General features: G+C 61.5%; 8 protein-coding genes and 2 pseudogenes. 5 read left to right on the forward strand and 5 right to left on the reverse strand.

Annotated elements, in window-relative coordinates:
• Together MnOB_RS29100 and MnOB_RS00885 are read right to left on the reverse strand one after the other, a co-directional pair.
• Positions 1-193: pseudogene (locus tag MnOB_RS29100) on the reverse strand (ISL3 family transposase); the annotation flags it as partial.
• Positions 194-326: 133 nt separating this feature from the next.
• Positions 327-1,967 carry a hypothetical protein gene (locus tag MnOB_RS00885; protein WP_158713751.1) on the reverse strand — a complete coding sequence of 547 codons (1,641 nt, stop codon included), beginning with the start codon at positions 1,965-1,967 and terminating at the stop codon, positions 327-329.
• A gap of 485 nt (positions 1,968-2,452) precedes the next feature.
• On the opposite strand from MnOB_RS00885, the pseudogene MnOB_RS00890 reads away from it, so the two are divergent.
• Positions 2,453-2,650, forward strand: a pseudogene (locus MnOB_RS00890) (DUF4113 domain-containing protein); the annotation flags it as partial.
• A gap of 3 nt (positions 2,651-2,653) precedes the next feature.
• Here the strand turns inward: MnOB_RS00890 and MnOB_RS28705 are convergent.
• The 3 genes from MnOB_RS28705 to MnOB_RS00905 all read right to left on the reverse strand — a co-directional run bounded on the left by MnOB_RS28705 (position 2,654) and on the right by MnOB_RS00905 (position 9,647).
• Positions 2,654-3,370: a hypothetical protein gene (locus MnOB_RS28705; RefSeq protein WP_077520890.1), complete on the reverse strand. Its 717-nt coding sequence runs from the start codon at positions 3,368-3,370 to the stop codon at positions 2,654-2,656.
• A 586-nt stretch (positions 3,371-3,956) separates the two neighbouring features.
• On the reverse strand, positions 3,957-4,400 hold the full coding sequence (locus tag MnOB_RS00900; RefSeq protein ID WP_077520893.1) for a hypothetical protein: 444 nt from the start codon (positions 4,398-4,400) through the stop codon (positions 3,957-3,959).
• A gap of 522 nt (positions 4,401-4,922) precedes the next feature.
• On the reverse strand, positions 4,923-9,647 hold the full coding sequence (locus MnOB_RS00905; protein ID WP_077520896.1) for an autotransporter outer membrane beta-barrel domain-containing protein: 4,725 nt from the start codon (positions 9,645-9,647) through the stop codon (positions 4,923-4,925).
• A gap of 153 nt (positions 9,648-9,800) precedes the next feature.
• Between MnOB_RS00905 and MnOB_RS00910 the strand changes: the two genes are divergently transcribed.
• From MnOB_RS00910 to MnOB_RS00925, 4 genes are all read left to right on the forward strand, one after another.
• Positions 9,801-11,072, forward strand: a complete 1,272-nt coding sequence (locus tag MnOB_RS00910) for a response regulator (RefSeq protein ID WP_077520898.1) — start codon at positions 9,801-9,803, stop codon at positions 11,070-11,072.
• A 69-nt stretch (positions 11,073-11,141) separates the two neighbouring features.
• Positions 11,142-11,432, forward strand: coding sequence for a hypothetical protein (locus MnOB_RS00915; RefSeq protein WP_077520901.1), 291 nt, complete (start codon positions 11,142-11,144; stop codon positions 11,430-11,432).
• A gap of 289 nt (positions 11,433-11,721) precedes the next feature.
• Complete coding sequence (locus MnOB_RS00920) at positions 11,722-12,585, forward strand: MBL fold metallo-hydrolase (protein WP_107504016.1); 864 nt, start codon at positions 11,722-11,724, stop codon at positions 12,583-12,585.
• A 66-nt stretch (positions 12,586-12,651) separates the two neighbouring features.
• A partial coding sequence (locus MnOB_RS00925) for an adenine nucleotide alpha hydrolase family protein (protein WP_475120347.1) occupies positions 12,652-13,003 on the forward strand: 352 nt, incomplete at its 3' end.

Consider the following 13,003-nt stretch of genomic DNA (forward strand, 5'->3'; position numbering starts at 1 on the left):
CCAGGATGGGCAGGTCGCGGATGCGCCGCGTGCAGTACTCGTGCACCGCCGGGCAAGGCTGCTGACAACCGCCGCAACGGGGCACCCGCCGCGGGTCGGGCCTCAGCTCGATCTGCAGCGTTTCGGTTTCGGAATCGATGGAGACAACAGAAAACCCCTCCCAGAATGGAGGGAAAGCGGTAGCATTCGGCATCAGAACGGCGGTTTCGGTTTAAGGGTTTGCTCGCACAAACATCTTCAGCCAAATCGCCGTTCTTTTTTCATGGCTCCCCGGAAATCCGTGAAGAACCAATAAAAAGCCCCGCAGATGCGGGGCTATGTTTTAACTACCAAGGTGCTGGAGGGTCTTCTGGGACTGCCTTGTTGGTATCGCTTAGCTTGCGCTGGCAGTCGAAAAGGTTCATGTCCCCTTTCTCCGGGAAATCGCCTACGCCGTTGTCGCAGTCAGAGTAAATGAGGGCCTCTTTTAGGGTTGGCCATGGACTCTTTTTTCCAAGTGGACCCCAGCATTTGAAATTGCCCCCCTTCGTTTGCATGCACCAGGCCATTGCTTGTGGCCGGCTGCTCGATGTTTCCCCCGAGCCCGGTTGTCCTTGATCCTGGCTACCGGAACCTCCACCCATATTTTTTATTCCGGAGCCTCCTGGACTAGAGACACCTTGGGTACCATCGCCGGAGTTCCTTGCCACCTGACCGTTCTGTTGTCCTGGCTTCTTCAGGTATTCAGGACAGATCGGCCAGTGCGCCGGGCCTTCATCACCTGGTCGATTGCAGAGGCGAACCTTGCCCTGGGCCATGTTGCTAGTTTCAGTTGTTGGCGCAGGCTGGTTGGATGTCGGAGCGATGCTGTTTGTAGCGGTACTCAGTTGGATTTTCGAGGGAAGAATCTTGTTGGTGCCGGCCTGTTGTTTGCCGTTGGACTTCACCGCAATGCTCTTTTCCACCTCTTGCTGAGCGAGATACTGCTTGGTTGTCTCGGAGGCCGAGATAGTCGCTTCCGCACGTGTTGACGTTGAAATTTGTTGGGCACGAGCACGATCAGCGGCTGCAATCTCAGATCGTAGTTGTTCAACGTACGCCGCATCGCGTTCAATGTTGCCTAAAAGCTCATTCTGGTCCTCAAGCGTCTGCTGGTAATCGGCAACGCCCTCAGAGAAGCCTTGTATTAGGCCTTTCATCATTGCATGTGCGTATGCAGTGCTCTGCGCTGCTTCCTCGCGTCTACGGTTCTCCTGTTCGATCTCAGCGGCCTTCGCTGCCACCGCTGCTTGCTCGAACTCTTCAGGGCTGCCGATCCATTCTAGCCGACTACTATCCCCTTCCTTTCCCACCACAAAAGCTTCAATCGTAGAGCTGTCAATAACGCGGATTCCAAAAACACTTTGTGTTTTCGGGCTTGTGTAACGATACGTCCCGTCTGCTTGAGGGGTGTACTCGGATCGTTTGTTCGGTTCGACTACAACAAGAGAATCGCCAACCTTCTCCACGCGAATGGCGTAATTACCGCCAACAAGCCCATACGTCCCATCAACGAACAGCTGGGAGGCAGAACCAACCGGCCTCCCGTTAGTTTTTTCGTTGTTCGGCAGTCCAACAGCCGTCTCGGGATTGGCATCTGCCGTGGGCGAGTCGGTGGGAGCTGCCGATACTGTGTCCTGACGCGAAGCGGCGCCCGATACCTGACTTTCATAGATCACCGCAGACTCAACACCAACGACTACAGTGCCGCTCAGTGTGACCTCCTCGCGAACTAGCGCTCCATCCGCGGAGCGGCGGATCCGAAATGGTTGTTTAACGAGGGCGCTCAGTGCGAAGGTGGCAGAGTCGACACCTTCCATTTTGCCGTCCCACTTCACGCCACCGGGAACCCAATACGCCAACTCGCCAGGCGTCGAGCCAGGCAGGATTGTATTCGTGGCGATCAGCTCCCCTGTGAGGGGGGATCGGAATTCTTCTGCCAGAATCATGTCCGCCACCAACCACCGGTAAGATATGACGTACTGGTTGGACGCGTTCCAGGACGTGCCGGCGAGATCTCGGTATGGGCCCCAGATCTGCTCTTTGCTCAAGGAACTGTTGGCCACCCACTGCGGTTGGCTGGCAGGAATAAATGGCGCAGTGCTACAGCCTGCGATCGTGAAGGCGAACGCCACGGCCATCACCCGGATAAGATATTTTGTCATTTTCCCTGTCGCCTCTTCGGGCAATTAGATGATTGTTCGAATCCTACACAGCGGCTAGGTGGGGCGTTTCATTCAATTGAATGAGTAGTGGCGCATAGCCAGAAGCGCCGGCGATGATCGCTGGACGTTCGTGCCACGTAAAGGGAGAGGAGATGGCCGGTCGTGATCCCGTCTCAGCTGCGATCGAGGGCTGTGCCGAATGGTATTAGCCGTCTGCCGACGTGACTTCGGCTTTAGTCTTGAACTTCCTTCTAAAGCGTTTTTTTCTTCAGGCCATGGCGGTGATGGACGCCATCAATGCGCGCTGGGGGAAGGGAACAGTCCGACCGGGAGGGGTTCCCGTTGCGCCGGACTCGGGAATGAGAAGGGAGCTGATGAGTCAGAGCTTTACGACGCGGGTGGATCAGTTGTGGACTGTTACCTGCAAGAGTAAGCCCAGCAATTTCATAGAATGCTGGGCTTATTAAGGTTTAGTCGACAATTTGTGCAGCTGGTGTGTTACGCACTTTTGAGTATTCAACTGCGAGAATGTGTGGGGTCAGTCGAGTATCAGTGTCGTAAAGCTTTGCCCTAATTGCGGCGACAGCCTGCATGGCGTTCTGTAAGGAAGTGTCGTTAATGTCTGTGGGTGGGGGAAGTACAAGGCTTAGTCTGGATGAGTCTATGCCAATCTTAAGGACTTCAATGCGACCGCTCAGATAGCCCGCTTTAGCGGCTGCGGAGATAGCAAATAAGTTCCCAAGATCAATATTTGATTTTGTAGTGAAGACGGTTGCCAGTACTCGTACGCCTACTCCCACGCGGCAAGCCAGGTTGTTACTGCTGCTCATGGTCTCGTCGCGATACTTTGCGTAGTCAATAACTACTTTGTAAGTGCCAGCTGATCCCGTGTATTTTGCGCTGGCAAAGCCGATTGATGTATCGCCTTCTACTTTCTGAATCGAGACGAAAGAACGCTCGATTGGTAGGTATTTGTTTACCTCTTCATTATTTAAATCTTCCCAATACAGTTTCTTGACCCCCGAGGAGGAGTCCTTCTCAATCCATGCAGAGGATTTAGGGTCAATCGAAACGAATCTGGGTGGGTTTTCTAAATATTTTTGAGGGTCTTCGAGTTGAGCTGTTGTGGGAATCGTGCATCCCGACGAAAGAGCTATAGCAAATAGCAGCGCCGCTTGAGTTTTCATGTGCCTCCCTGCCCTGTAGATCCATGTTGGTTTGTGGCCATGTGCCACTGTGCACGCTAGTCCTGCGCTGCTGGCTTGTCCAGTGGGCGCGCGCCGTCGTCCCCCCGCTGCGTTGCGATTCGAAAGAAGTCGGCTAGGCCGCTTCATGTTGGTCGTCGACCACGCAACAGACGAGGCTGGCGCTTAGTGCTCTGTTGCCGTTGCCACTCCAGTGGCGTCGCGTTGAACCAGCGGTGGAAAGCGCGGCTGAAGCCGCTGGGGTTGAAGTAGCGCAAACCCACGAGGCGGCTCGTATGACGGTGGCGATAGGCCAGAAAACCCGGCGTATAGCCGGGTTTCAGGTGGGGGGTGGCAGCAGTTTATTCAGGCATTCTGCGCGGATCGTGTTCCGTCGGCGGGGCGGGCCATTCGGTGCCCGGATCGCCGGGGCGTTCCCAGTTGGGCCGCTCACCAGGTTGTTGCCTCCGAGGATCCATCGGATCGTCAGGGTTCGGGTTGTTCGGGTTCGGCGTCTGGTTCTGTGTCTGTGTCTGGTTCTTACATCACCTCACGTGAGGCCGGAATCTGGCCTCAACCGTTCGAGGAATCAGGCGTCAGAGTCGTTCAACCTTTCCGCTGAGGCGAGCTCGGCGGCGACCAGGGCGGATGACCTGGCCGGGATGAAGATGATGTCGTGCTCGCGCCCGATGGTGCGCAGGATGGTCATCCCGATGCCGAGGCGTATGGCGATCTGTCTCGCGTTGGTCGTCTTGGCCAGCTCTCGTACCTTGGGTTCTAGTTCGGCACGTCTGGCCCGTTGCCTGGCTGCAAGCGTGTCCGGGTTCTCCTTTACGGGTTTCGGCGTCGTGGTGGTGAGCTTCGAGGCATGCGGCGCCGGCTCGACTTCGCGACGTGCCGGTCTGGGCTTGGGTTCCAGCGGTGGTGCTTCTTCGATTCTCCCGCCGTCCGCAAGGAAACGAGCGATCTGGTCGGCGAGACTGGCGCTGGCGCGGCTGTTCGCCTCCACGGAATAGAGTTCGTGGCTGATCATGGCTAGTCCTGAAGTGAGGGCACCGGCGATGATCCCCGGCGCCTTACAGGTTCGAATGGGGGAGAAAGAAATAAGTGCCAACTGATTGCTCAGCGGTCTGGGGACTCGGGGATGCGCGGCAGGGTCGTGTAGGGGCCTGTGAGTCGCGCAAAAGGGAGCCGCAGCAATCCACGGGATGCTGCGGCTCGTGAGTCGGTCTGCGGGCTGTTACAGGGAGCCCAGACCGTGGTCTGTCGTACCTGCACCGGGCTTCGCGATAAACCGTCTCACACCTGTTTCGAGCAGGAGCTTTGTGAAATCGTTCGAAGCCATTCGTCGAAGCCGGGCGGGGAAGAGGGAGGTACGCCTTACTGCCAGAAATGTCGGTTCGTGGAGACAGCGATCAGCGTGCCATGCAGGAGGTGGTCGGGGCCTGCGGGAACGTCGCTGATCGCTGCCTCACACATGCTCTGATCACGCGTGTGGCGATCTTGTTCAAGGATTATTTCGGCAGCTTTGTGCAACGGGGGAGGTCGATGCCATTCAGAACTTCACCTTCACCCCGATCATCCCTTCGAGCCCTTTGCTCTCGTCGTCCAGTCCTTTCTGGTAGCCGGCGGAGAAGGTCAGCGACGTGTTTTCGTCGATCTGGTGGTCGACACCCAGGTTGACCTCCAGCGACGACCCGCCCATGTCCGAGACGAAGGGCACCTTGCCTTGTGCCGAGGAGAATTCCGTTTTCGGCTGACCCTTGAACTCGTGCCAGATGCTCGGCCGTATCCAGGCATTGGTGCGTTGCACTTCGCCCTTGTCGTTCTCGCGGAACCAGTCCTTGTCGATACGTACACCGAGGCGGCCCGTCAGGGAGTCGACATCGTCAAATTCGACGTCGGCTGCGGCATCGTGGCTGTCTTCGAGCTTGAACTTGCTGACGATCAGTTGGGCTTGAGGTTCGATCTTCAAGGTCTTGTCGTCGTTGACCGCGAACGGATATCCCGCTTCCACAGAGGCCGTGACACCGTTCCCCCTGGTTTTCAGTTCGGCCATGTCTTCGGACTGCGCATCGACGTCGATGTGGCTGAACTGCAGCACACCATCGACGTACCAGCCTTCCGGCCCGAAGTGCGTCCAGTAGCCGCCTACACCGTAGCCCCGGAGGTCGTCGTTGCCGGCCGATTCACCGTCCGAGTGGGTGACGCCTGCGGACATCTTGCCGGCGAAAAGGGAGAGGCCGAGCTGGTCGGTGCTCCCGTCCGTATCCTCGAAGCGGAGGAGGTCGAGGCCGACCTGGAAGGCTTGCAGGTGGTAGTCGTAGTCGGCGCCATTGGCCAGCTCATCTTCGCCCTGGCGATAGATCAGCCGTCCCCAGCCAAGCGATGGGCCGTACTCCTCGACCTCTTCGCCAGGCAGCGGGTCCACGGAGCGGCGGACCTCCTCGCCAACGCGCTCATGCAGGGTATCCACCATGGCATGGCCAAAGTGCAGGGCCAGGTTCGGGATGGTGCTGTAGAGCGAAGTTTCGGCGCGATAGTTGGGGACCTGGGGAGGAAGCGGGCGTTCCGGGACAGTGGGTTCTTCCGGCTCCACGGGGGCGATCGGGTCGACGGGGTCGACCGGGTTCACAGGGTTGACCGGATCAACGGGATCGACCGGATTCACAGGGTCGACCGGGTCAACGGGATCGATAGGGTCCACAGGGTCGATCGGATCAACGGGATCGACCGGGTCCACAGGGTCGATCGGATCAACGGGATCGACCGGGTCTACAGGATCGACCGGATCAACAGGATCAACAGGATCAACAGGATCAATAGGGTCAGCATCCTTGGTCGAACGCAGGTACCAGGCGTCCGCGTTGCTGTCGTCCAGGCTGGAGCGATACAGGGTGTACTCGTAGGGACCGGCCTTGACGTGATGGAGCAGGCGGAAGGCGTCTGCGTCCGTGGTGCCCTCGTTGATCGCGTCCACGACCTTGATGCCATTGCCCTGGGTCAGTGCCCCGGGGCCTCCCGCGTTCCTGATCCACAGGTTGCTGCTGCCACTGGCCTTGCCGCCGTCGATCACCAGTTGATCGGAGGGGGAGTCGTCGTCGTACAGGTAGGTGTTCAATGCAAGGGTGGCGTTGTCGCCCTGGTAATCGTTGACGGTCAGCCTCTTGTACTGGCCGCCGACGGGCGCGCTGAAGTCGATCAGGCTCGTGTCGGCGTTCAAGGTGCTCAGATTCGAGTCCCCCGTCAGGTGCCAGATGCTGGCTTCGCGCAGGGTCACGCTGGAGTGGCTGCCGGCAGCGGTGGCGGCCGAGCCGGTCACTATCGAGTTCGAAAGATCGAGAGTGGCATGGCCGGCGGCGTCGAACGATTGGCCTATCCCTTGCCATTGCCCCGTGCCCATGTCCGGCACGGAGGTACCGTCGCTGGCCACCGAGCTGTCGACGTTCAGCCACTGGCCGCTGCCCCCGACGATGGCATTATCGAGAGCGATGTCGGCAACGCCGGCGACGGCGATGCCAGCGCCATCCCGGTTGTTCAGCACGGCATTGCTCAGGTCGATTTCACCCTTCTGCGCCTCGGTGCCTTGCGCGTACAGCGCTGAGGCGTGATCGCCGCTGGCCGCGATAACCAGATCACTGCCGCTGATGCTGCCACCATGCTTGGCCACCGCGCCGTGACCGGCGATACCGGTGGTGGTGATGCCGACCTGGTCCAACTCGACAGTACTGCCGTTGTTGGCGATGGCGCCCAATGCGCCCGTGCCACTGCTGGTCACCACGCTGTTGGCGGCGGACAAGGCCGCGCCGGATTCGGCCTGCAGGCCGTGGGACTGCAGACCCTCGGTATGCACGCTGGCATTGCTCAGGTTGAGGGTGGCGGTTTCGTCCTGGTAGCGACGGCTGACCAGGGCGCCGGCGGCGTGATCTCCCAGGGTGTTCACCGTCACGTTGCTGGCGTCCAGGCTCACCGGACCCGGTTTGATCGAGCCGATGCCAGCATACAAACCGACCGAGTAGGTGCCCTCGGTGCGCACCGAAACGTCGTCGAGGAGCATGCTGCCGCCATCGTCGACCGCCGCGCCGTAGGCCTGGGAGCCCTGGGTCACCACGCTGCTACGGGTGGCGCTGAGAAGGGCGCCCGGATTGCGTGATGCCAACCCGTGGGGAAAGGTCAGGTTGGACGCGACCGGTGAACCGTTGCCCGTGGTGGTGATTGCGCTGTCGCTGACGGTCACGATGGCGCCGACGTCGGCGAGTATCCCCATGGCATTATCATTGCCGTGGGTGGTGACGGAGACGTTGTTGACGCTGATGGTCGACTGGCTGCCGGCGATCGCGGTCGAGTAGTTGCCGTCGGTGGTCACCGAGCCCTTGTCGATGCTGATGGCCGCGCCATCCTGAGCACGCACGCCGATGCTGCTGCCTTGGGTGGTGTGCACATCGCTGCGGGACAGGGCCAGGCTGGAACCCGCGCCTTCCACCAGCACGCCGGGTGACCAGGGGCCGACAGCGCCAGGGGCGGCGGTGACCAGGATGCGGCTGTCGTCGACCTCGCCGGTCGCTCCCCCCTTCAGATAGACGCCCATGGAACGTGCGCCTTCGGTGGTGAGATCGCTGTTGGCGACGCGCACATGGGAGCCGGCACCTTCGCCGGATACGCCATGGCCAAAGGTGCCTTGGGCCAGGAGCGTCGAGTTCTCCACGACAATACTGCCTCCGTCCATGGCGCGAGCTGCCGCCGCCGGGTTGGCGATGTTGCCGCCGCCGGCGACGGTCAGCGTGCTCGCATCCAGCGCCACGCTGCTGCCGGCACCTTCCGCACGTGCTCCGCCGACGTTCGCGCCCAGCGTATTCAGGTCGAGGTCCGAGCCGGTTATCTGGCCGCCGGCCAGCGCATGCAGCGCTGCGGTCGTGGCGGTACTGGTAGCCGCACTGACGACCTCTACCGCACTGTTGCTCAGGACGATTCGGCCGCCGTCCTCGGCGCGCGCCGCGCTGGCACTGCTGCCACCTATCGAGAGGGCGATATCGCTGCCCTCGATCCGGGTGTTCGAGCCGCTGGCCAGCAGGCCATGACTCAGGCTCAAGGCCTTTTCGCCATCCACGGGCGCAGATGTGGACACGCCAGCACCGCTGGTGACCACCTCGGTGCCGCCGCCAAGGGTGACCGTGGCGCCGTTGCGCGCCCAGACGCCAACCGAGCCTTTGCCGGAGGTGCCGACATGCCCACCGCTGACGGTGGCGCTGCTGCCGTCCGCCAGGATGCCGTGACCGTTGCCGCCCGAGGTATTGAGGTCGGTGCCGCTCATCTCGACGCTGGCGCCATCTTCGATGCGCATGCCATAAGCCGATGCGCCGCTGGTGCTGACGGTGGCCTCGTTGACGAGGAGCTGGCTACCGGCGCCGGTCACCTGCACAGCATGGCTGCCACCCGTCGTGGTGCTGCGCGCGCCGCTGGTCGTGACACTCACGCCATCGCTCAAGTGTGCTGCCGCTCCGCCCTCTACCTTCAGGCCAACCGCGCCCCACGAGGAGGTGCTGATCGCGCCTCCGGAAACATCTGCCGAGGAGCCAGGACCGGTGATGACGACGCCACGATTGTTGTTGCCCTTGGCGCCACCGCCGACCAGCACGTTGCTATCGGTCAGCGAGATGGAAGCGCCGCCATCGACGATCACGCCAGTCATGTCGCTGGCGGTGAACACGACGCCAGCCCCGGTTTTCGGCTCCAACACGATGCTGCTGCCGGTGATGCCGACATGGCCGCCGTCAGTGGCATGCACGCCAATCTGGTTCCTCGCCTGGGTCGCGTTGAGAGCGCTGCTCTCCACCTGACCGGTTGCGAACTGGATATCTTCGCCAGCGCCGGCCTCGATGCCTGTGGTGCCAGTAGCGCCCAGCTTGATCACCTGATCGGCATGGCTGCCTGAGCTCGCGATTCCCACCGAGCTTGCCGTAGTCAGGGTGATGGGCGCCGGCGCACCCAGCAGGGCGCGGGCCATGAACACCCCGGGCGCTTCATGGGCAGCCTGCATCGCCACTTCCAGGTAGGACGGCGGAAATTGCCCGGCTTCGGGCTGGCTGTCGAGGTCCAGGCTCGCCGCAGACGGCCGGTTCAACTCCTCCGGCTCGGTGGTGAGCAGCGTATCCCTGGCTTCGGCCTCCGCGATACGGATGCTGAACAGGGTGGCGAGTCCCACGCTGATGACATGCGCCAGCGTGTTGTGGCGCAGATCGTCGAGAACAAGCGGGGCACTGGGGCGGGAGGGCTTTTTCATGATGATCTCCAGGACGCAAGGGGTTTGCCTGGAGAACAGTATTTTCTTAGCTACCTAACTAATCCGTAGGAGTGCGTCCCATGCCTTGTAGGAGTAATCCCAATTAGTTGCGGTGATCTAGGCTTGGACGAGGCATGAACGAAGGAACGTAAGGTGAGCCGGATTCTGATCGTCGATGACCAGCCACTCTTGTGCCGGGCCTTGAAGGCGCAGGTCGAACAACTGGGCCACGAAGTGCTGGCCATGGCCGACTGCGGGTCGCAGGCGCTTGCCATGGCAAGGGAACTGCGCCCTGATCTGGTCATCCTCGAGTTGTCGATTCCGCGACATGGCGGCCTGGAACTGGTGCGCCGGCTTCGCGCCCATGACGAGCAGTTGAAGGTCGTGGTCTTCAGCGCCCACAACGTTCGCCAGTTTGCGCCGCGCTGCCAGGCCCTGGGGGCATCGGGGTTCGTCAGCAAGCAGGACCAGCCCGCCGAGCTGAACCTGGCCATCAGCGCCGCATTGCATGGACGCAGCTACTTTCCCCGGGTCCTGGAGGCTGGCGGGGAACCGCAGCCGGACGAGCTTGGCCAGCTCTCCGCGCGGGAGCTGACGGTCCTGCACCATCTGGCCCAGGGGTATACCAACCAGCAGATTGCCGATGAGCTGGTCCTCAGTTTCAAGACGGTCAGCACCTACAAGACGCGGCTTCTCGAGAAGCTGCATGCGGGCTCACTGGTGGAGCTGGTCGAGATTGCCCAGCGCAACGGCCTTTGCCGTCCCGATTCCCATAGCGTCGAACTGGCCCCCGCACCCAGCGAATGGGCCAGCGAGCTGGATCGGCTCCGGCCGCTGATTGATGACTCCCCCTACGCGATGTTCGTGCGTGACCGCGAAGGTCGCCTGCTGCTCTGCAACCAACGATTCCTCGATTACTACCAAACGACGCCGGAGCGGGTGAAGGGTACTCGTTTCGTCGAGGCAGGCTGGTTCACTCCTGAGCTCGGTGCACGCGTGCAGAAACGCTATGCGGAATTTATCCAGCAAGAGGCATCCTTCAGCGGCGATGGATGGGTCGAAATATTTGGGCAGAAGCGCTTGATACACGCCTGGTTCTTTCCTTTTCGCAATGCGCAAGGACGCGTGCTCGGCATGCTCGGCGGGGTGGTCGACCTCAGCGAACACGACCTGCTGGTGCAAGCGCTACGCAACGCCAAGGAACAGGCCGAAGCCAGGCACCGGCACGATGTCGAGTTACTGCGTAGCCTGGCTAGCGATCTTCAGTCCGGCCTCGTCCTGCTGCCGCAAGCCGGCAGCGATTCGCCCATTCACAGGCTCGCAGCGAGGCTCAGGCTTTTCGCCGATATCGCAGGTGGGGGCCTGACACTTTCTCCATCCCCATGCTCAGCAGTCGATCTGGTCCGGCAGGGGGTGGAGGCCTAGAAAGCTACCGGCGAATACCCGGGCATCCAGATCGACCTCAACTGCCAGGACTCGATTCCCGCCGTCTGGGTGGACGAAGAGCACTTCCTGCACCTGATCGACATACTGTTGAGCCGCGCTGCCAGGCAGAGCCCCGGCGGGGTCATCCTGCTCAGCCTGCAGGGTACGGTGGCCCCCGCCGGCATCGTCGAGCTCACGCTGCAACTGTCCGGCCCCCCTGCGGCCTCGCCGGTTCGAAGGAAGCCCCATGACATCGACCGGCGCCTCGCGGAGCAGTTGACGATCTTTCTGGCAGGACGCTACAGCGCCGAACCCGATCAACTCGTGCACCTTTCCTTGCCGCTAGCCATGCAGAGCTAGTCGCCCGGCTCCTGTAGGTTGTGGCTGAGCTACGCGAAGCCCAACGCGCGGCCCGACCGTAACGCACGGAACTTGCACTTGTAGGAGCGAGCTTGCTCACGAACCTCCTGAGTCGGGCCTTTCGCGAGCAAGCTCGCTCCTACACAAAGCCCAGCCCAATTCGCGTCTACCTCCCATCGGTTACCCCCTTCCCACCCCATTGGGGGTGGGGAAAGACGCTTGCATCCTGAATAGGCTGTCAGTGCCCATGCTCCGTCGAGTCATGGGCCTGTTCAGAGAGGTGAGTGTTGTGAACCGCAGTCTTTCCACGTTAACCGGCAGAAGCCGCAAGCTCGATGGTGGCGCCGTGTTCGGCAGTACGCCGCGGCGTGCCTGGATCGAGTGGATGAGCCCCGACTACGACAACCAGGTTGAGATGGCGAGTCGCGCGCTGCTGGTGCAGCAGGACGGCCTGAACATCCTGGTCATGGCTGGGACCGATGCGCTCCTGGCGCCGCCGCCGCGCACCTGCCGGTGCCAGCCGCAGGCCCAGGGCTTGCTGGACAGCCTCGCCCGTCATGGGCTTGGAGAAGGGCAGATCCATGCCGTGGTCCTGACCCACCTGCACGCGGTGCTGCCCCATGATGTGGAAGAGGCTGTACGCGAGGGCAATGCCCCCAGGCTGCTGTTTCCCGTGGCGCGCTACCTGACCGGTCGGCGCCACTGGCTGCGCGCCCGGCATCCGCATCCCCGCGACCGCGCGCTGTTCGTGCCGCAGATCATCCGCCAGCTGGAGAGCAGTGGGCGCTTGAAACTGCTGGACGAGAAGGGCAGCGACTTTCTCGGTGACGGCTGGCGCTTCCATGTCAGCGACGGCTACACGCCCGGCCAGTTACTGCCGGAAATCGACATGCCCGGCGGTCCCATCGTGTTCGCGGGTGACCTGGTGCCCGCCGTGCACTGGCTCAGGCTCGACCTGACCACTGCCTTCGACCGCAATCCGGAATGCCTGATCGACGAAAAGGAACGCCTGCTGGACCACCTGGTGGCCAATGGCGGGCGTCTGTTCCTGCCACGCGATCCCGGTGTCGCGATGATCAAGGTCATGCGCGACCGGCAATCCCGCTACCAACCCTTTGACCACCACGCCGACCTGCATCGGCTGGATAGTTGATACCCCTTTAACCGATCCCCTTCGAGGGGAATGGGGACGTTCTGTCCCATTCAACAGGAGCCCTGGATGAAAGTACTGGTCGCGGTAAAACGCGTGGTCGATTTCAACGTCAACGTCAAGGTCCGCGTCAAGGCGGACAACTCCGGCGTCGACCTCGCCAACGTGAAAATGGCCCTGAACCCCTTCTGCGAAATTGCCGTGGAAGAGGCCGTGCGCCTGAAGGAACAAGGCATCGCCACGGAAGTGGTGGTGGTGACCGTGGGCACCAGCGGTGCCCAGGAGCAGCTGCGTACTGCCCTGGCCCTGGGCGCTGACCGCGCCATCCTGGTCGAGTCCGCCGACGAGCTGAACTCCCTGGCCGTGGCCAAGCTGCTGAAGGCCGTGGTCGAGAAAGAGCAGCCGCAGCTGGTCATCCTCG

The sequence above is a fragment of the Metapseudomonas resinovorans genome (assembly GCF_002003485.1).
GTDB classification, from domain to species: domain Bacteria; phylum Pseudomonadota; class Gammaproteobacteria; order Pseudomonadales; family Pseudomonadaceae; genus Metapseudomonas; species Metapseudomonas resinovorans_D.

What these genes read in the sequence shown, in the direction of transcription:
- MnOB_RS00885 (WP_158713751.1), bottom strand. Translation starts at nt 1,967, where the DNA reads ATGATTCTGGCAGAAGAATTCCGATCCCCCCTCACAGGGGAGCTGATC.
- MnOB_RS28705 (WP_077520890.1), bottom strand. Translation starts at nt 3,370, where the DNA reads ATGAAAACTCAAGCGGCGCTGCTATTTGCTATAGCTCTTTCGTCGGGA.
- MnOB_RS00900 (WP_077520893.1), bottom strand. Translation starts at nt 4,400, where the DNA reads ATGATCAGCCACGAACTCTATTCCGTGGAGGCGAACAGCCGCGCCAGC.
- MnOB_RS00905 (WP_077520896.1), bottom strand. Translation starts at nt 9,647, where the DNA reads ATGAAAAAGCCCTCCCGCCCCAGTGCCCCGCTTGTTCTCGACGATCTG.